19 protein-coding genes are annotated in these 17,840 nt (G+C 44.4%); 12 read left to right on the forward strand and 7 right to left on the reverse strand.

Going from position 1 to position 17,840, the window contains the following annotated elements; genetic code table 11:
• Window positions 1–86 precede the first annotated feature (86 nt).
• From AC1DM9_RS28040 to AC1DM9_RS28060, 5 genes are all read left to right on the forward strand, one after another.
• Complete coding sequence (locus tag AC1DM9_RS28040) at window positions 87–1,154, forward strand: undecaprenyldiphospho-muramoylpentapeptide beta-N-acetylglucosaminyltransferase (RefSeq protein WP_441879383.1); 1,068 nt, start codon at window positions 87–89, stop codon at window positions 1,152–1,154.
• A gap of 194 nt (window positions 1,155–1,348) precedes the next feature.
• Window positions 1,349–2,383 (forward strand): LacI family DNA-binding transcriptional regulator, encoded by a 1,035-nt coding sequence (locus AC1DM9_RS28045; RefSeq protein WP_441879381.1) that lies wholly within the window; start codon window positions 1,349–1,351, stop codon window positions 2,381–2,383.
• 104 nt (window positions 2,384–2,487) lie between these two features.
• Window positions 2,488–3,651 (forward strand): Gfo/Idh/MocA family protein, encoded by a 1,164-nt coding sequence (locus AC1DM9_RS28050; protein WP_441879379.1) that lies wholly within the window; start codon window positions 2,488–2,490, stop codon window positions 3,649–3,651.
• Between the two features lie 59 nt (window positions 3,652–3,710).
• Window positions 3,711–4,433 (forward strand): ThuA domain-containing protein, encoded by a 723-nt coding sequence (locus AC1DM9_RS28055; protein WP_076270996.1) that lies wholly within the window; start codon window positions 3,711–3,713, stop codon window positions 4,431–4,433.
• 47 nt (window positions 4,434–4,480) lie between these two features.
• Complete coding sequence (locus AC1DM9_RS28060) at window positions 4,481–5,581, forward strand: Gfo/Idh/MocA family protein (RefSeq protein WP_179089922.1); 1,101 nt, start codon at window positions 4,481–4,483, stop codon at window positions 5,579–5,581.
• A gap of 498 nt (window positions 5,582–6,079) precedes the next feature.
• On the opposite strand, the gene AC1DM9_RS28065 is transcribed toward AC1DM9_RS28060, so the two are convergent.
• The 3 genes from AC1DM9_RS28065 to AC1DM9_RS28075 all read right to left on the reverse strand — a co-directional run bounded on the left by AC1DM9_RS28065 (window position 6,080) and on the right by AC1DM9_RS28075 (window position 9,122).
• Window positions 6,080–6,946 carry a glycine betaine ABC transporter substrate-binding protein gene (locus tag AC1DM9_RS28065; RefSeq protein WP_305953912.1) on the reverse strand — a complete coding sequence of 289 codons (867 nt, stop codon included), beginning with the start codon at window positions 6,944–6,946 and terminating at the stop codon, window positions 6,080–6,082.
• A gap of 144 nt (window positions 6,947–7,090) precedes the next feature.
• Entirely contained in the window at window positions 7,091–7,927 is an 837-nt protein-coding gene (locus AC1DM9_RS28070; RefSeq protein WP_076270998.1) for an ABC transporter permease, read from the reverse strand.
• On the reverse strand, window positions 7,914–9,122 hold the full coding sequence (locus AC1DM9_RS28075; protein WP_441879374.1) for a quaternary amine ABC transporter ATP-binding protein: 1,209 nt from the start codon (window positions 9,120–9,122) through the stop codon (window positions 7,914–7,916). The genes AC1DM9_RS28070 and AC1DM9_RS28075 overlap by 14 nt, the downstream gene beginning before the upstream one ends.
• A gap of 240 nt (window positions 9,123–9,362) precedes the next feature.
• Between AC1DM9_RS28075 and AC1DM9_RS28080 the strand changes: the two genes are divergently transcribed.
• Together AC1DM9_RS28080 and AC1DM9_RS28085 are read left to right on the forward strand one after the other, a co-directional pair.
• A complete protein-coding gene (locus tag AC1DM9_RS28080) occupies window positions 9,363–9,920 on the forward strand; it encodes a GbsR/MarR family transcriptional regulator (protein ID WP_339207472.1) in 558 nt (185 codons plus the stop codon).
• 233 nt (window positions 9,921–10,153) lie between these two features.
• A complete protein-coding gene (locus AC1DM9_RS28085) occupies window positions 10,154–11,359 on the forward strand; it encodes an alpha-D-ribose 1-methylphosphonate 5-triphosphate diphosphatase (protein ID WP_477583376.1) in 1,206 nt (401 codons plus the stop codon).
• Here AC1DM9_RS28085 and sspI read toward each other — a convergent pair.
• Window positions 11,353–11,586 (reverse strand): small acid-soluble spore protein SspI, encoded by a 234-nt coding sequence (gene sspI / locus AC1DM9_RS28090; RefSeq protein ID WP_144376885.1) that lies wholly within the window; start codon window positions 11,584–11,586, stop codon window positions 11,353–11,355. The genes AC1DM9_RS28085 and sspI overlap by 7 nt on opposite strands.
• Window positions 11,587–11,665: 79 nt before the next feature.
• On the opposite strand from sspI, the gene AC1DM9_RS28095 reads away from it, so the two are divergent.
• Both AC1DM9_RS28095 and AC1DM9_RS28100 read left to right on the forward strand, forming a co-directional pair.
• Entirely contained in the window at window positions 11,666–12,388 is a 723-nt protein-coding gene (locus AC1DM9_RS28095; protein WP_076271060.1) for a potassium channel family protein, read from the forward strand.
• An 8-nt stretch (window positions 12,389–12,396) separates the two neighbouring features.
• Window positions 12,397–13,221 carry a TrmH family RNA methyltransferase gene (locus tag AC1DM9_RS28100; protein ID WP_477583378.1) on the forward strand — a complete coding sequence of 275 codons (825 nt, stop codon included), beginning with the start codon at window positions 12,397–12,399 and terminating at the stop codon, window positions 13,219–13,221.
• 69 nt (window positions 13,222–13,290) lie between these two features.
• Here the strand turns inward: AC1DM9_RS28100 and AC1DM9_RS28105 are convergent, their stop codons facing one another.
• Window positions 13,291–13,827, reverse strand: coding sequence for a superoxide dismutase family protein (locus tag AC1DM9_RS28105; RefSeq protein WP_477583380.1), 537 nt, complete (start codon window positions 13,825–13,827; stop codon window positions 13,291–13,293).
• A 112-nt stretch (window positions 13,828–13,939) separates the two neighbouring features.
• Here AC1DM9_RS28105 and AC1DM9_RS28110 point away from each other — a divergent pair, with 112 nt between their 5' ends.
• A complete protein-coding gene (locus AC1DM9_RS28110; protein WP_477583382.1) occupies window positions 13,940–14,410 on the forward strand; it encodes a GNAT family N-acetyltransferase in 471 nt (156 codons plus the stop codon).
• Between the two features lie 23 nt (window positions 14,411–14,433).
• On the opposite strand, the gene AC1DM9_RS28115 is transcribed toward AC1DM9_RS28110, so the two are convergent.
• Together AC1DM9_RS28115 and AC1DM9_RS28120 are read right to left on the reverse strand one after the other, a co-directional pair.
• Window positions 14,434–14,928 carry a hypothetical protein gene (locus AC1DM9_RS28115; RefSeq protein ID WP_477583384.1) on the reverse strand — a complete coding sequence of 165 codons (495 nt, stop codon included), beginning with the start codon at window positions 14,926–14,928 and terminating at the stop codon, window positions 14,434–14,436.
• A 40-nt stretch (window positions 14,929–14,968) separates the two neighbouring features.
• Complete coding sequence (locus tag AC1DM9_RS28120) at window positions 14,969–15,388, reverse strand: NUDIX hydrolase (RefSeq protein WP_477511579.1); 420 nt, start codon at window positions 15,386–15,388, stop codon at window positions 14,969–14,971.
• A gap of 138 nt (window positions 15,389–15,526) precedes the next feature.
• On the opposite strand from AC1DM9_RS28120, the gene AC1DM9_RS28125 reads away from it, so the two are divergent.
• Together AC1DM9_RS28125 and abc-f are read left to right on the forward strand one after the other, a co-directional pair.
• Window positions 15,527–15,670 (forward strand): hypothetical protein, encoded by a 144-nt coding sequence (locus tag AC1DM9_RS28125; RefSeq protein WP_179089924.1) that lies wholly within the window; start codon window positions 15,527–15,529, stop codon window positions 15,668–15,670.
• Window positions 15,671–15,776: 106 nt separating this feature from the next.
• Complete coding sequence (gene abc-f, locus AC1DM9_RS28130) at window positions 15,777–17,693, forward strand: ribosomal protection-like ABC-F family protein (protein WP_477511578.1); 1,917 nt, start codon at window positions 15,777–15,779, stop codon at window positions 17,691–17,693.
• Window positions 17,694–17,840: the final 147 nt, after the last annotated feature.

Below are 17,840 nucleotides of genomic sequence, written 5' to 3' on the forward strand. Positions count from 1 at the left end.
TATATCCATCTCCTTGAATTTCAGTGCTAAAACGAATCTTTACCCGTATAATAAATGGATAAAAAACGATAGGTGGCTAGTCATTCATGAAAACAATCATGTTCACCGGGGGAGGCTCAGCCGGACACGTTACCGTTAATATGGCCTTGATCCCGCATTTTTTGGAAGAGGGCTGGTCAGTCCAATATATCGGATCGGAGAGCGGTATTGAAAGGCAGCTTATCGCAACGATTCCAGAGGTTAAGTATTTTCCGATATCGACGGGAAAGCTGAGAAGGTACATGGATATTCAGAACATTAAGGACCCGTTCAAGGTAGTAAAAGGCCTTTATCAAGCTTATCGCCTCATTAAGCAAAATAAACCGAATGTCATCTTCTCCAAAGGCGGATTTGTATCCGTACCTGTCGTTATTGGCGCATGGCTAAACAAGGTGCCGCTGCTTATTCATGAATCCGATCTGACGCCAGGTCTCGCGAATCGGTTATCGATCCCTTTTGCTACAGGGGTATGTACGACTTTTCCTGAGACGGGCAGCATGCTGAAGGCTGATAAAAGCAGGCATGTAGGAGCAGTTATACGTGAGGAAGTGAAGCAGGGCAACGCGGATAGAGGCAGAACCTTTTGCGGATTTACCAAAAACAAACCTGTCATCTTGATTATGGGTGGAAGCTTGGGTGCACGCAAAATTAATCAGGCGGTCAGACAGTCATTAACAAGCCTTACCAAAAGCTTTCAAATCGTTCATCTCTGCGGTAAAAATCAAGTTGACCCGTCGCTTGCTATGCCTGGCTATAAGCAATTCGAATTTGTGAATGAGCAATTGCCGGATGTATTGGCGATGACGGACCTTGTGATTTCACGAGCAGGCTCTAATTCCATATTTGAGTTTTTATCCTTAAAGAAGCCGATGCTGCTTATTCCTCTAACACGGGAACAGAGCCGAGGAGATCAAATTTTGAATGCCCAGTCGTTTGAGAAATCGGGTTATGCCGACGTATTGTATGAAGAGAAGCTGACGGCAAGCACTCTTGTTGAGAGTGTCGAGCGTTTGTACCAAAACCGTAAATCCTATATTGATAGGATGAACATGAGTGAGGAAGCAAATGCGCTGTCCGCTGTTTTTGAATGGATTAATGAAATAGCGAAGAAGTAGGTAACTGCAAGAGACAACGAGAAAAAACGATCTGGGACGCCGATGCAAGCGTTCTGGATCGTTTTTTTGTAATGAGGGCAACGATAGAAAAATATGCAAAAAGTTTATTGACGCTAAAACGTTTTCATGCAATAATGTACGCGTGTACATTAAAATGAAATGACAACTTAGCATATTAGTTTTTCAGGAGGAAAATGATTATTAGCAGGAAAGAAGTTGCGAAACTAGCTGGTGTTTCAGAGGCGACTGTTTCGAGAGTGATGAACAGCGTCGGCCCTATCAAAGAGGAAACGCGTGAACGTGTATTACAAGCCGCGGCTGAGCTTGGATACGTGCCGAATGCGCTTGCTCAGCAATTTGCTCGAAGGAAGAGCGGGAATATTGGCGTCATATTGCCATTCGTGCCAAAGGTTCATTTGTTTTCCACTTACTATTTTTCGGAAATATTAAGTGGAATTGGTGAAACAGCGAAGCGCTGCGGCTATGACCTGCTTCTTATTTTTAGAGAACCGGATGGGGCGAGAGATTACGCTAAGCTATTTCGCACGCATAAGATTGATGCTTGCATCGTTTTAGGCTCACAAAATGTGCCTGAAGAAAGAGCCGCCCTTGCTGAGCTGAAGGCTGAAAACTTTCCTTTCTGCCTTGTGAATCAGCGGTTTGATGCGGAGCATTATCGTACTGTCGATGCTGATCATGTTTCAGGCAGCAAGGCAGCCGTATCGCATTTGTTGAGTCAGGGCAGCCGCAGTATTGCTTTTGTTAACGGCCCGCTGCAATATTCCAATAGTGCCGATAGGCAGGAAGGCTACAAAGCGGCTCTAATGGAAGCGGGACTTGCTTATGAGCCTAGTCTAATCTATCACGGTAATTACAGCCGAAAGAGCGGAGCGGAGCTCGCGGAGCAATTGGCGGAACAAATTAAAGAAGGCAATATCGATGCGGTATTTGCGGCTAATGATCGAATGGCAATCGGCCTGATGCAGCGCTTGCGGGAACTGGGAGTTGAAGCTGGCGAGCATTATGCGCTAGTTGGATATGATGACTCAGACGGCTCGCGCATCATTAGTCCAAGGCTTTCAACCGTTGCTGTTCCTTTCTATGAAATGGGTAAGCTTGCAGCTGCTAGATTGCTGGACCCGGATCAGAAAACGGAAACGTCAGATTCACAAACAGATGTTTTACCGGTCAGCCTGATCACAAGAGAAACGTCAAGACTCAAACGTTAAATCCTGAATACGAGTTTTTCTGCTCCATTCTATTTCAATTGCGGGACGCGATCTTATCGCTAGAGGCAGCATAAGGCGTTTACGCTTAAGAGAGGCGGATTATTATGGATAAAGTAAAAGTTGGCATGGTTGGTTATAAGTTTATGGGGAAGGCACATAGCAACGCATACCGCGCGCTTCCGATGTTTTTCCCGAATGCGATTAAACCGGAGATGACGGCCATTTGCGGACGTGATCCAGAAGGCGTTGAGCAAGCACGGTCACAATTCGGCTGGGAAAGTGCTGAAACGGATTGGAATGCGCTCGTTAACCGCGAGGATATCGACTTAATCGATATTAATGCACCAAGTGATGCACATAAGGCTATCGCTCTAGCAGCAGCGGCAGCTGGCAAACATATCTTTTGTGAGAAGCCGCTGGCGCTTACGCTTGAAGACTCCCGTGAAATGCTTGATGCTGCAGAAAAAGCAGGCGTGAAGCATATGGTAGGTTTTAACTATCGATTTGCACCTGCTGTACAGCTTGCCAAAAAATTGGTGTCAGATGGCAGGCTCGGTGAAATCTATCATTTCCGTGCTGTGTTTTTGCAAGATTGGATTATCGATCCGAGCTTCCCGCTCGTATGGCGTCTTCAGAAGGAAATTGCAGGCTCCGGCTCACATGGTGATTTAGGAGCACATTTGATAGATATGGCGCGTTTTCTCGTTGGAGAATTCAATGAGGTTATCGGCATGAGCGAAACTTTCGTTAAAGAGCGTCCGATTGCTTCAGCTATGACAGGCCTTAGCGCAAAGGGAAGCGAGGGTGGACCGCTCGGAGAAGTAACAGTGGATGATGCAACCATGTTTATGACACGCTTTGCTAACGGCGCGCTGGGCAGCTTTGAGGCGACTCGCTTCGCAGCCGGCCATCGCTGTACGAACGCTTTTGAAATTAACGGCAGTAAAGGAAGCATCAAGTTTGATTTTGAGCGGATGAATGAGCTTCAAGTTTATTTCACCGATGATGCCGAGGATGTTCAAGGCTTCCGCCGCGTACTTGCAACCGATCCATCGCATGCGTATATGGACGCTTGGTGGCCAGCTGGACATACCATTGGATACGAGCACACGTTTACACATGAAATGCATGAGCTGATGCAAGCTTTTGCTGAAGATCGTCAGCCCGTTCCGAACTTTGTAGATGGCGTGAAATGCCAAGAGGTTCTGGAGGCGGTAGATCGTTCGATTGCAGAACGCCGCTGGGTAGCAATTAGCGAATTATCGTAAGCCATATAGGGTATTAGTTAGGAGATTACTTAGCGCTTGGAGAGAGGCAGGAGAAGGTAATGAAAAAAGCACTAATCGTATGGGGCGGCTGGGATGGACATCAGCCGAAAGAGGTAGCTGAAATTTTTCGTGAGGTGCTTGCAGCTGAGGACTTCGAGGTAGAGGTATCCGATACATTGGAAGCATTTGCAGATGCAGAAAAACTGTTGGGACTTGATCTCATCGTACCCGTATGGACGATGGCACGGATCGAGCAGAAGCTTGTCGATAATGTATCTGCAGCTGTTCAAAGCGGCGTAGGTTTGGCAGGATGCCATGGCGGAATGTGCGATGCGTTCCGTGAAAATGTAGACTGGCAGTTTATGACCGGCGGACAATGGGTAGCTCACCCAGGCAATGACGGTGTTGAATACACGGTTAATATTAATAATTCATCCAGTCAGCTGACAGAAGGCATTGAAGATTTTGTTGTCAGCTCTGAGCAATATTATTTGCATGTGGATCCGGCAGTTGAAGTGCTGGCGACAACACGTTTTCCGCTGACACCGGGACCGCATTCCCTCAACAAGGCAGTCGATATGCCGGTTGTATGGACGAAGCGCTGGGGTGTTGGACGCGTATATTACAACTCGCTTGGTCATCAAGCTAATATTATCGAGATTGAAGCGGTGAAAGAGCTTATGAGACGCGGCTTCTTGTGGTGTGCGGAAGGTAAAGCAAATGCGCTGGCAGCAGGCAAAACAGCTTCTGCTTATAGCGGTATGGCAGATAATCAGTTGTAAATCGCAATTATAATAATCTTAGGATATGAGAAGAGGGACAAGAGATTATGGAAAAGATCAAAGCAGGCATTATAGGAACAGGCAATATTAGCGGCATCTATTTTGAAAACGGCAATCGTTTTGATGCCTTGCAGGTTGTAGCTTGCGCAGATTTAGATGTGGAGAGAGCCAAAGCAAAAGGCGAGCAGTTTGGCGTTCGCGGTTGTTCGGTTGAGGAGCTGCTTGCTGATCCGGAAGTTCAAATGATAATCAATTTGACGATCCCACAAGCGCATGCTTCGGTGTGCTTGCAAGCTCTTGAAGCAGGCAAACATGTTTATGTTGAGAAGCCATTTGCAGTTACTCGTGAAGAGGCGCAGCAGGTACTTGAGCTTGCTGAGAAAAAAGGTCTTTATGTTGGAAGCGCGCCGGATACATTCCTTGGCGGCGGCATCCAAACGAGCATTAAGCTGCTTGAGGACGGATGGATCGGTACGCCGATTGGCGCGACTGCATTCATGGTGTGCGGCGGGCATGAATCATGGCATCCGGCTCCTGAATTTTATTATCAAAAGGGCGGCGGCCCGATGTTTGATATGGGGCCATACTATTTAACCGCGCTTGTAGCGCTTCTTGGACCGATCACTCGTGTAACGGGTTCGGCACGTATCTCTTTCCCAGAGAGAACGATTACAAGCAAACCGAAATACGGCCAACAGGTAGAGGTTGAAGTACCAACTCATATCGCTGGAGTAATGGACTTTGCGTCTGGTCCAATCGGAACATTGCTCACAAGCTTTGATGTGAAAGGCGGCTCAACGCTTCCGCGAATCGAAATATACGGCAGCGCGGGCACACTTCTTGTCCCAGATCCAAATGGGTTTGGCGGACAAATTAAAATTTGGCGTGCGGGCTCAAATGAATGGTCAGATATTCCGCTTGCATACGGATACACAGAGAACGCTCGTGGTGTCGGTGCAGCAGATATGGCCAAAGCGATTCAAACCGGTCGTAAGCATCGCGCTAATGGCGAGCTTGCTTATCATGTACTCGAAGCTATGCATGGCTTCCATGACGCGTCGGAACAAGGCGTGCATTATGTTATGAAAAGCACTTGTGAGCGCCCAGCGCCATTGCCGCTTGGTTTGCAGCCATTCTGCTTGGATTAAGAAAGGCTGAAGAGCATTAACGGCTAGAATGTAAAGTCATTTTAAAAAAGAGCTGTCCCAAAAGTAGATGTATCTACGATTGGAACAGCTCTTGCTTTTTTGATGAAACATAGGCCGGACGATGTTCTCACTTTAACAATCTTATAGCTAACGAACCCAGCAGGTCTTATTCAAACCATTCGTAATAGATTTAAATTGTAATGAACTACAGAATCGTTATTTCGAGAAAAATAGCTCGGAACACCATGTATATCATGATATAACGTTTATCAGGTTCGTTAAAATGAAAGAAGAGTCGTTTTCTGCATAATAAGTATGATACAGTTCGCTAGAGAAATGATTAAGTTATTATGCAATGTCGGCGAGACCAATAATTGAATCCGCCGGGAATAGCCTTTGGTGTACTATTTTTTCATGCTCTCCAACATTTTGTCCAAAGTGAGCTATTGATCCATCGATCTGAATATTTTTGAGACAGCTTCTTTCGAATGTTGGCTATTATTTTATCCAAGCGGCAACCTTGTCAGGATTTTGCTCAACCCAAGCTTTAGCAGCTGCTTCTGGCGTTTCGCCTTCTTGGATTTTGATCATAACGGAAGCCATATCATCTGGCGTCCAATTAAACTGATCGAGGAATGCATAAGCTTCAGGAAGATCATCCTTTAGGCCTTGACGGGCGATTGTATGAATCTGTTCATCTCCGCCATATACATTTTTAGGATCTGCCAAATATTTCAGCTCCATCTTGGCGAACATCCAGTGCGGTGTCCAGCCTGTCACAACAATCGGCTCTTTGTTAGCATAAGCCTTCTCAAGCTGCTGAGTCATCGCTGCGGAGGAACTTTCAAGCAGCTTCCATTTATCTCGCAGATTATATTGATCTAATACTTTTTCTGTCGACATCATAAGACCAGCACCCGGCTCAATACCGATAATCGTATGATCTACTTCTGCGCCAACGGCATCGTTAAGCTCGTCAATGCTGTTAACATCCATATATTTAGGGACGACTAGACCAATTTTTGTTCCTTCAAGATTTGGTCCTAGATCATCAAATTTACCGTTATATTTTTCGATGTACGATGCATGTGTTGTAGGAAGCCATGCAGCTACCATCGCATCTGCACTGCCGTCAGAAATACCAGCCCACATAGGCCCCGCATCAACTTGCATCATATCAACTTTGTAATTAAGCTTCTGCTCAAGTACTTCCTTCACAACATACGTGCTTGCTATCTCAGAATCCCAAGCCACATAAGCAAGCGTTACTTTTTTCTTTGCGCCTTCATTGTTCGAAGAGCATCCAGCGACTAAAGCCATGGTCATAACAGCAGCAACAATTACACTCATTTTATTAAATTTCAAAAAATCACTCCTTAAAGTTTGCGCAGCAAACTAACATCGAAAGCATACGCTTAAATTTTGCGCAGCAAAATACTTCGTAAGCATGCGCTCAAATTTAACGCAGCAAACTAGCATTGAGCATGCGCTTAACGTTTATAAATTAGTTTAAGTGGTTTTGCTTTTACGAATAATTTGTTGGGTCAGTCGGTCTAAAATAATGGCTAATATAACAATGGCAAGACCAGCTTCAAACCCAACGCCGGTATTTCCTTGCGTCACTGCACGATATACATAAGCTCCTACACCTTGAGCACCAATCATGGATGCAATGACAACCATCGATAGTGACAACATAATGGTCTGGTTAATGCCGGCCATAATGGTTGGCATGGCAATAGGAAGCTGCAGCTTGAATAATTTTTGCGTTGGCGTAGAGCCGAAGGCATCTGCTGCTTCTACTAATTCGGCAGGGACTTGGCGAATGCCAAGATTCGTTAATCGTATCGTTGGCGGGATTGCAAAAATAATCGAAGAGATCACGCCAGGAACAACACCCAAGGAGAAGAACGTTACAGCTGGGAGCAAATAAACGAAGGCTGGCATCGTCTGCATAAGATCAAGCAATGGTGTAATGATTTTTTGGAAATTGGTGTAGCGAGCACACAAAATTCCAATAGGAACGCCAATCAGCACGGATATGAAAGCTGCAGTCAAAACGAGGGCTAGTGTCTGCATTGTTTGGCTCCATAAGCCGAGGTTTTCTATGATTAGCAATCCGATAAGTGTGAATATTCCCATTTTCCACTTGCCGATAAGCCAAGCCAAAATAGTGAATATCAAAATAAGCACTAGCGCTGGAAACCAATTGAGAGCGACATCCAAGCCATTTACAGTTTCGCCAACAACTGTGCGTATTAATTTGAAAAAAGGGTCGAAATGAGCTTCAAACCAAGCTTCCAGCCATTCGATCCAGTCAGCTAATGGGATTTTAGGTAGATTCAATACGTTCACCAGCCTCTAATACGGAATTTCCAGCTAATGCGGCTAGAACCGCGCCCTTGATGACGATGCCTTTAAGGCGCCCGTTTGCATCAATAATGGAAATGGGGAATTTCGAATTACTCATTAATTCAAACAACTCATTAAGCAGCGTATCCGGCTGTGCGAATGGTGCTTCTCGCTCCATTGCATCTTCAAGCTTTTGGCCGTTTTTAATTGCATTCGCCGCTTCTTCTGCCGTTATAACGCCAAGCAGGCGCATACCTTTGTCGACAACGTAAAGGCTCGATACTCCGCGGTCACGCATAAATTGCAAAGCAACACGCGGCCCTTTCTCGATCGTTATCGTTTCAGGCTTAATCATGACATGTGATGCTGTAAATACTTTGGATAAATCAACGTCCTCGACGAAACGCTCAACATATTTGTTCGCTGGCTGCATCAATATTTCTTCAGGTGATCCAATTTGCACGATGCTTCCGTCCTTCATCAAAGCGATTTGATCACCGATCCGCAGTGCTTCGTTTAAGTCATGGGTAATGAAAACAATTGTTTTCTTCATTTTGGATTGAAGCTCAAGCAGCTCATCCTGCATATCCTTCCGAATTAAAGGATCGAGTGCGCCAAATGCTTCATCCATAAGCAGAACATCCGGATCGTTAGCAAGTCCTCTTGCGAGTCCAACGCGCTGCTGCATGCCGCCGCTTAATTGGTCAGGATAGCTGTCTGCCCATCCTTTTAATCCAACAAGTTCTAGCGAATGCATCGCCATTTCTCTGCGTTTTTTCTTATCGATGCCCTGTACCTCTAGTCCGTATTCAATGTTTTGAATAACGGTGCGATGCGGAAACAGTGCGAACTTCTGAAATACCATACCTACATTTTTTCTTCTAAATTGCCGCAGCTGCTCTGGTGACATCTTAAGCACATCTGTCCCATTAAACAGGACTTGACCTAAAGTAGGTTCAATTAATCGATTGAGAAGACGTACAAGTGTCGACTTGCCGCTACCGGACAAGCCCATAATAACAAATATTTGTCCCTCTTCAATCGAGAAATTTGCTTGGTTCACCCCAACCGTAAGCTTTGTTTCTGCAAAAATTTTCTCTTTAGACCATCCTTTATCCAGCAGCGGGATCGCCTTTTTCGGATCTGTTCCGAAAATTTTGGTCAGCCTCTTGGCTTCTATAATCGCCATGTTGTGCCCCCTTTGGAATATTTCGACTCCCATAAGTTTAGTTGGTTATGTTTGTTATGGTCAAAAGGCGTGAGACTCTGTATACTACGTACAGTTATAACTTTACGAACTTTACATACTGTATACTCTGGATAACTCCCTTTTTCGTATCAAACGTGTTCTTTACATATGGATGGTCATTTGATTACAATAATTGATGTAAGAATGATAGGGGGAAAGACACTCCTCAGGAGGAACGACATGAATGAGCTTGCAGCATTAACAGATGAGCAGCTAACCAAGCTGCATAAAGCAAGGCGCCGCGTCATTGAATCAATTGGTGAAAACATGGATTTGTACGGCATTACGTTATCCATTGGTCATTTGTACGGCAATATGTACTTTAATCGTGAGCCAGTTACACTTGATGAGATGAGCCAGACGATGGGCATGAGCAAGACTTCAATGAGTACTGGCATGCGTACGCTGCATGATCTGAAGATGATAAATAAAGTATGGGGTAAAGGCTCAAGAAAAGACTTATATGAAGTAGAGCCGAACTGGCATCAAAACTTTACGGACTACTTCTCCATTAAATGGAGAAAAGCTGTCGAGCAAAATATGAGTGCCCTAAACCGATCAATGAAGGAAATCGATGCTCTAAAGCTTCAATACGAAAGCGAACAAGCTTTCCTTGATGTGCTTGATAATGATACACAAAAGATTGATGAGGCTTTAAAATATTACAAATGGCTGGATCGTTTAATCGATTCTTTTGAAAATGGAGATATTTACAAGCTAATACCTCTTGAAGAATAAAATGAGAAACGAAAGGCGACGACTCTTGCCTTTATTATGCTTCAAAGCCGCGAGGAATTATTCTTGCGGTTTTTTTGCTTGTTTCGAGCATAATATAGAGGCTTTAGATCTGTATAAAAGAGGAATTAATGTATTTTTTACAAATATCAAGGATCTAACTCCTAGGTATGTTTTTCTAAGTAAAATATGGTAAAATCATTACAATCATTTTAGAGCGGGGGAAGTGTATATCGATGGATAATCGCTTGAGAGCCAGCACTGAGCCTATGATCATTACGAACGGAAAGATCGTTTTGCCTGGCCAAATGGCTGACGGGGCAATTGCTATTAACGATGGGCGAATAACTGCTGTGCTACACGATGAATTGGCAATCAGCAATTGGATAAAGCTGCACCCCCAGTCTATAAACATAGATGCGAAGCAGCAATACATAATTCCAGGTCTAATTGACATTCATTGCGATGCGATTGAGAAAGAAGTGCAGCCGCGTCCCAATACATTGTTTCCTTTGGATATGGCATTGCTGGAGTTTGAACGGAAGCTTCCGGTGCATGGCATAACTACGATGTATCATTCATTATCGCTTGGGGTAGGGCTTAGTCTGCGTGGAGATCATTTGCTAACGGGGATGATTGAGCATATTAACAGCTATCGCAATAAACGATCGATGATTCGCAATCGTATACATTTGCGCTTTGAGGTTTCACATCTGGCAGGTATGCCCATTGTAGAAAGGTTTTTGAATGAGAAATCGATTGATTATTTATCGTTTATGGATCATTCACCCGGGCAAGGCCAATATCGTGAACCCGGCTCATTTGAGCGTTATGTAATGAAGAATCAGGGTGTAGGCGTCGTAGAGGTACGTGCAATTGTTGATAATCTCATTCAGCAAAGGCAACTGGTAAACGGTGGCCATTTGAAGAATTTGAGCAAACTAGCAGCTAAAGCTGGCATAGCCGTTGCCTCACATGACGATGATTCGGTGGAGAAGGTAGATGAGTCACTTGATTATGGGGTTTCTGTCTGTGAGTTTCCAATTAATATGGTTACGGCAAAATATGCTTCTAAGCGAGGGCTTCATGTTTGTGTAGGTGCACCTAATGTGGTTAGAGGCGCGTCTCATGACAACAATTTAAAGGCGGTCGACGCAATTGCTGCTGGTGCTGCCCACATTTTATGCTCAGACTATCATCCATCTTCTATGCTGTCAGCTGTGTTTAAGCTTGCAGATGAAGGGATTGCCGCTTTGCCAGCTGCGGTACGGATGGTCTCATTACATCCAGCGCAGGCATTGGGCGTGGATGGTGACATTGGTTCCATAGAGCTTGGCAAAGCAGCGGATTTAATTATTGTGAATCGTTATGATGGCCTGCCTTGGGTAACAGCTACCATTATCGGAGGCCAAATTGTTTATTCTGCAGCTGTGCGTTACTGAGACGGATTAGCATGCTCAGAATGATGAAGATGCCTATATAAGGAATCAACCATTCGCTCTTGCTCTAGCTCAGTGGATTGCTGCCAGATCATCTCAAAAAGTACACCAAGCCCCGGCAAAGCACGCTCATCCGCGCCAATTGAGTCTTCAATGACTTCCGATAGATCTTTCGCAGAGTTATCCTGCACACGCATAACGATTGCTTGACGCAGATCAATTTCTTTCAAACTAAACAGCCTCCTGCCCATTGGGATTTACTTATTTACTATGTCCAGTGCATGCTTCTTTCATCCGAATGAGCAAGCTATGGTATACTGTCTAAATAACTGCAGCAATCATCCGCGTAAGGAGGATTATGTATCGATGGCAAAGAAGCAATACGCAGTAATTGGAATGGGGCGTTTTGGCTCCAGCATTGCAAAAGCTTTGACAGATATGGGCTTTGAGGTATTAGCTATTGACTCGAACGAACAGCGAGTACAAGAAGTCGTTAATTTTGTAACTCATGCAGTATCCGCTGATTCAACGGATGAGGAAGCGCTTCGAGCGCTCGGTATTCGGAATTTTGATGTTGTCGTCGTTGCCATAGGACAAGACATTCAGTCAAGCATTTTGACGACGCTCATTTTGAAGGATTTAGGAGTAAAAACGTTAATCGTCAAAGCTCAAAACGAGCTTCATGGTAAAGTTGTAGGCAAAATTGGTGCCGATAAGGTCGTTTTCCCCGAACGGGATATGGGCCTGCGCGTTGCGCATCATCTTGTGTCGCCTAACATTCTCGATTATATCGAGATATCAGACGATTACAGCATCATTGAAATTAAAGCTCCCGAGCCAATGATTGGACAAAGCTTGAAGAAGCTCGATATAAGGGCGAAGTATAAATGTAATGTTATGGCTATCAAAACAGGCTCTACCATGAACATCGCTCCATATGCAGACGATTTAATTGGCAGGGACGATATTCTTGTTATTGTAGGAAAAAACTCAGATCTAACAAATTTAGAAATTGCATATTCGGAAGGTTAAATCAAACTATGAATGAAAATTTTGATTCTTTGCTATCATCTGTACAAAATGACAGAGTCAAGCAGTGGGCATCGCTGCTAGACAAAAAATACCGTGATCGCAGCGGCCAATTTCTGATTGAAGGCGTTCATCTCGTATTGGAAGCGCTGAGAGGTACAGCAAAAGTAACGACGATTGTTTATGATGCAGAACGTGGTATTCCCGCAGAGCTTAAGCTGGAGCGAGAAACGAATGATACGGAGGCAACACTCGGTTTGGAGTGGGTTCAAGCTTCACGATCGGTCATGTCAAAATGCACAGGAACGGATACGCCTCCACCTGTATTTGCTATTTTGTCAAAGCTGTCCGTACATAAAGAGGCATTATATCGCAAAAACGGGCTTGTCGTTGTGCTTGATGGCGTACGAGATCCTGGAAATGCGGGAACGATCATCCGCAGCGCGGATGCGGTTGGCGCAGATGCTGTTATTTTGGGCAAAGGCTGTGTGGACCTCTACAATCCGAAAACCGTAAGATCTACGATGGGTTCTTTATTCCATCTGCCTATTATAGAAGCGGATTTAAAAGAACTTCTGCCCGAAGCAAAAGAAAAAGGCATGAAGCTTATTGGGACAAGCCTGCAAGCAGAGCATACCTGCTATGGCTACGACTGGACACAGTCAACATGGCTGCTGATGGGCAGCGAATCAGATGGGCTGTCTCCTGAAGTTCACGCGCTCGTGGATGAATCGGTCATTATTCCGATGGTTGGACAAGCAGAGTCGTTAAATGTAGCGATGGCAGCAACGGTTTTACTGTATGAAAGCTTGCGTCAGCGGGCTTATAACAAATAAATATCGAGATCAAAAAAAGGCTGTTACAAGGTTATTTCCTTGTGACAGCCTCTCGTTTTTCACGCTAGCTTATTGGATAACTCCGCAAGCGATACGATTGCCAGAATTTCCGGATGGATCGGTAACATAATCATCTTCTTTTTCATGGATGATAATGGATGTGCCGCCGTCCTTTAATAAGGAATTTGGTTTGCCTTTCAAGAGCGTCACATCGCTGCTTACGATATCAGCCTTCACTTTACCGTCGGCATCTACCGTAATATTGGGGAGGTCTCCGTTATGGTAGCCTTTTGGATTGTTAAAGCCATGCTGCTTATTCACTGGATTGAAATGAGCTTCAGCTGTTTTGAAATCAGGAGTATCGCATTTGCCCACGCTGTGAAAGTGAATACCATGCTTGCCTGGAGGAAGCTTCTCCGCTTCAATGTGCAAATATACTTTGTCAGCTTTTTGGGTGAGCTGAGCGGATCCAATATGTTGGCCTTCGCTGTTAATTATAGTGACAAGTACTCCAGCAGGTTCAGCATTTGGATTTGGATGTGCTGATACAATTCCAAATGTTTGGGTCAGGAATAGCAAACAGACTAACATTGATATTTTTCTCATCGTATTCTCCCATTCATCATGTTTTTGTTTTGACCGTATAGAAAACGGCAATATGCTTATAGTGTGCAAAACGATTACTTTTATACATAAAAATCCAGCTGGAGGAATGAGTATGAATATTAGAAGGTTCCTTGAAGAGGATATTAGTGAGGTTGTTTCCCTATTCTATGAAACGGTGCATGAAGTAAACAAACAACATTATTCAAAAGATCAGCTTAACGCTTGGGCTCCACTAGATGAGACAGACCAAAAAATCGAAGCTTGGAAGGAATCCATGGTTCGAAATATTACTTTTATCGCTGAGAACAGCGGTCAAATTGTAGGATTTGCTGATATGACATATGGAGGGGAACTGGATCGAATGTATGTCCATAAGGATTATCAGAGAAGAGGCGTAGCTTCAGCCCTATTGAAAAAAATTGAAGCTGAAGCTGGTCGACTAGGGGTAAATGAGATAAAAACAGATGCGAGCATAACAGCAAAACCATTTTTTGAACATCATGAATACCGGGAAGTCGAGTCACAAGTCGTGGAACGGAGAGGTGTGGAATTAAACAATTTTAAAATGATCAAAAAGCTGTAAAACTACTCATACGAAGAAGAATACTATGTAGCTGCTGTGTTTGTCGCAGCCTTCTGAATGCTATGAACACCCATCACGACTGCAATAAGCTCATAGCTATTAAGCTCGGTTGAGAGATTGTGGAGACGGAAAGCTCCCGACTGGAGCCAAGTGCTCGTTTTTTCAAAGGAAGCAACCTCTTTCCCTGACGTATCCATGATCGAATAAACATAAGAGAAGGCAGGGGATTCAATTTGAAAAAGACCTCGCTCTCCGGCGTCGTATTCATATCGTTTGCTGAAAAAAGTAAATCTGGTTCTCAGCACACCAATGATTGAATCTGCGGCGTCACGAACTTCCCATTTACTAGAGAAAAGACGGAATTTTCCACTGTAGAGGAGTCTAAGGTCGGATTCATAAACAGAAAGCATCGCACTGAACATGCTTTGTAAGTCTATAGTTCCAGCAGAGGCTCCATTTGCATCCATAATCGTTGTTTCTCCAGCATTAAAGAAGTTGCCTTTAAAATAAAGCTCCACTTGAATACCACCTTTCCGTTTAATAATAAGGAATGTACGGCTAGCCAAATATATTTTTTACAAACGGAGTTACGGGCATATCTATTAAATCACGCATAGGAATCCACTTTGCGCCTAACGAGTCTTGACCATCGCCATCCGTTCTTAAATTAAATGTATCATCTACTAGTTTTACATCATAAATAATGCCGATATGATGCATCTCTTCTAATTTATCCGCTTTAAAGGGCCAGATCAGCGTATATGACAATGTCGTTTTGATGGTGCCAGTTAACGCTGAAATTCCTGTCTCTTCTTCAAACTCTCTAATGAGTGTTTGATAAGGCTCTTCTCCAAATTCAATCGACCCTCCCGGGAAATCCCACTTCCCTGTATGCGGCCCTCTGCCTTTTTTGATGAGCAATACTTTATCGTCTTTCTTCAAGATGCCGTAAACCCCAAGATGTGTAAATCTATCCATATATAAGCCTCCTTCACAATGTCATCTTCGACATCATGTACGCTTACTCCTTGTAAATACAAAATTTGGTTTGGCTATTGCAAGAATACTTGCCCTTATGTTATTTTAAAAGGAATGAATGAAAGGGAGGTGAAGTAGGTGAATCACGAAATGGTCAATAACCGTATTAGCCAGCTGCCGATTGCTATGGCTGGCATTGTTCATACATTTTCCGCGAACGGGAGAGGTCTGTCCAATTATGCTCATACGATTAAACCATTCGCGAGAAGACGCCTACTTTAACCACTACGGATAGCTTTACCATCCGAAGGGTCGCAGGCTTGTTGCTGCGGCTCTTTTTTTGTTGTGTTTAAGAGTCAGGGTCTTCATCTAACAGGAGGCTCTTCACATGATTATTGTTAATATACAGGAAATAAAGAAATACCACGCCGCGAATCTGATATTTGATGGACTTACGCTGCAAATACAAGCAGGCGAAAAGATCGGGTTGATTGGCCGCAACGGAAGCGGAAAATCGACATTGCTTCGCCTAATTTCAGGTCATGATCAGGTAGATGAGGGAATGCTTACAGTACAGAAGGAGCTGGCAATCGGATATTTGCCGCAGACACCTGCCGAATTTGATAAGCTGACCGTGTATGAAGTTTTGGCTTATGGCTATCAAGACTTAATGGCGTGCAAGCATCAGATGACGCAGATGGAAATAGAGATGTCGAGTCCGCAAATGCTTGCTGATTCAGCTGCTTTAGAGCGTTTGCTGAAAACATACTCGCTGGCTCAGGAAAGGTTCGAGAGAAGCGGCGGTTATGAGATGGATACGGCAATTGAGCAGGTCGCAACGGGCTTGCGTATCGACCGAGCTGTTTATTCACGAAGCTTTGGCAGCCTGTCCGGCGGTGAGAAAACGCGGATTGCACTTGCCTCCCAGTTGATTGTCCGACCGGCTTTGCTGCTGCTTGATGAACCCACGAACCATCTGGATTTGCGGGGGATGGAGTGGCTGGAGCAATTTATTCAGCAGTATGATGGCGCATGTGTCATCGTATCGCATGATCGTTATTTTCTTGATGAGGTGTGCTCCAAAATAATCGAGCTTGAGGATGGTACAGCACAAACCTTTCTTACAAACTATAGCGGATATGTGAAGGAGAAAGAGGAGCTTCTCTTGCAGCAGTTTGCGAATTTTCAAGAGCAGCAGAAACAGATAAAGAAGATGAAGGAAACGATTAAGCGCTTGGAGGAATGGGGGCGTATCGGCGACAATGAGAAGTTTTTTAAACGCGCCGCTTCCATGCGCAAAGCTTTGGAAAAGCTGGAAATGATTAAACGACCGGTTCTTGATCCGAAGACCGCTGATTTCGAGCTTACAGCGCTTGATCGCTCTGGACGTAAGGCGATTACCTTTGAGAATGTAACTAAACAATTCGGTGATCGGGTTATTTTGGATAAAGCTGAGGGCAGCTTATTCTATGGTGAGAAGGTTGTGCTGGTCGGGGACAATGGCTCAGGCAAAACGACGTTGTTTAAGATGCTGCTTGGCGAGCTTCAGCCAGATGATGGACAGCTAGTCCTAGGAGCCCGTCTTCATATCGGCTATTTGGCTCAAGAAGAGAAGGTTGACGATAAGCAGCTCAGCGTACTTGAATTTTTTAAAACGGAGGGCGGTTTAGAGGAAGGCGAGGCAAGGAATATACTGGCCAGCTATTTGTTTTATGGAACGGATGTATTTAAACCACTTCATTTGCTGTCAGGCGGGGAATGGTCACGACTTCGGCTCGCGCTGCTTATTCGCAAAAAACCGAATTTATTGCTGCTGGATGAACCAACGAATCATCTTGATGTCAGCTCCCGCGAGGCGCTGGAGGAAGCATTGGAAAACTATGATGGAACGGTGCTGGCGATCTCGCATGATCGATATTTTATCAATCGGCTGGCTGAACGAGTTTGGGAGCTTAATGAGGGAGCCATTCACACTTACTTGGGCAATTACGATGACTTTAAGTCGAAGCGGAAGCCTTATAAAACGAACGAGAACAATGTTACCGTTAAAACAGATCATGTTGTGCGAGATCCGAGGCAATTAGCTGAGCATACCAAGCCGAAACATGGTGGAAGAGTGGAGCGTACGAAGGAACAGCTGGAACAAGAGATCGCGAGGCTTGAAGCTAGTCTGCTAGAGGGCAATATGGAAATGGAGCAAATCGCGGCAATGGGTGATCCAGCTGCGCTTGAATCCATTTGGAATATGCAGGAGGAGCGCCAAAAGCAGCTGGATCAGCTAATGGAAGTATGGTTGGAACTATAATTCATAAAATGCCGTTATGCTAATATAACATGCTGTTATGTGTAACCCATGGTGTGATTCTTGTTTTGTAATGGTTGTAGTACACCATTTTACGAGAATCTCCCTTGGGTTATTTCTTTTTCTATGTGCAGCTAGCTGCGTTCACGA

Source organism: Paenibacillus sp. 01T431, assembly GCF_056398625.1.

What these genes read in the sequence shown, in the direction of transcription:
- AC1DM9_RS28040 (WP_441879383.1), top strand. Translation starts at nt 87, where the DNA reads ATGAAAACAATCATGTTCACCGGGGGAGGCTCAGCCGGACACGTTACC.
- AC1DM9_RS28045 (WP_441879381.1), top strand. Translation starts at nt 1,349, where the DNA reads ATGATTATTAGCAGGAAAGAAGTTGCGAAACTAGCTGGTGTTTCAGAG.
- AC1DM9_RS28050 (WP_441879379.1), top strand. Translation starts at nt 2,488, where the DNA reads ATGGATAAAGTAAAAGTTGGCATGGTTGGTTATAAGTTTATGGGGAAG.
- AC1DM9_RS28055 (WP_076270996.1), top strand. Translation starts at nt 3,711, where the DNA reads ATGAAAAAAGCACTAATCGTATGGGGCGGCTGGGATGGACATCAGCCG.
- AC1DM9_RS28060 (WP_179089922.1), top strand. Translation starts at nt 4,481, where the DNA reads ATGGAAAAGATCAAAGCAGGCATTATAGGAACAGGCAATATTAGCGGC.
- AC1DM9_RS28075 (WP_441879374.1), bottom strand. Translation starts at nt 9,122, where the DNA reads ATGGCGATTATAGAAGCCAAGAGGCTGACCAAAATTTTCGGAACAGAT.
- AC1DM9_RS28080 (WP_339207472.1), top strand. Translation starts at nt 9,363, where the DNA reads ATGAATGAGCTTGCAGCATTAACAGATGAGCAGCTAACCAAGCTGCAT.
- AC1DM9_RS28085 (WP_477583376.1), top strand. Translation starts at nt 10,154, where the DNA reads ATGGATAATCGCTTGAGAGCCAGCACTGAGCCTATGATCATTACGAAC.
- AC1DM9_RS28095 (WP_076271060.1), top strand. Translation starts at nt 11,666, where the DNA reads ATGGTATACTGTCTAAATAACTGCAGCAATCATCCGCGTAAGGAGGAT.
- AC1DM9_RS28100 (WP_477583378.1), top strand. Translation starts at nt 12,397, where the DNA reads ATGAATGAAAATTTTGATTCTTTGCTATCATCTGTACAAAATGACAGA.
- AC1DM9_RS28105 (WP_477583380.1), bottom strand. Translation starts at nt 13,827, where the DNA reads ATGAGAAAAATATCAATGTTAGTCTGTTTGCTATTCCTGACCCAAACA.
- AC1DM9_RS28110 (WP_477583382.1), top strand. Translation starts at nt 13,940, where the DNA reads ATGAATATTAGAAGGTTCCTTGAAGAGGATATTAGTGAGGTTGTTTCC.
- AC1DM9_RS28120 (WP_477511579.1), bottom strand. Translation starts at nt 15,388, where the DNA reads ATGGATAGATTTACACATCTTGGGGTTTACGGCATCTTGAAGAAAGAC.
- abc-f (WP_477511578.1), top strand. Translation starts at nt 15,777, where the DNA reads ATGATTATTGTTAATATACAGGAAATAAAGAAATACCACGCCGCGAAT.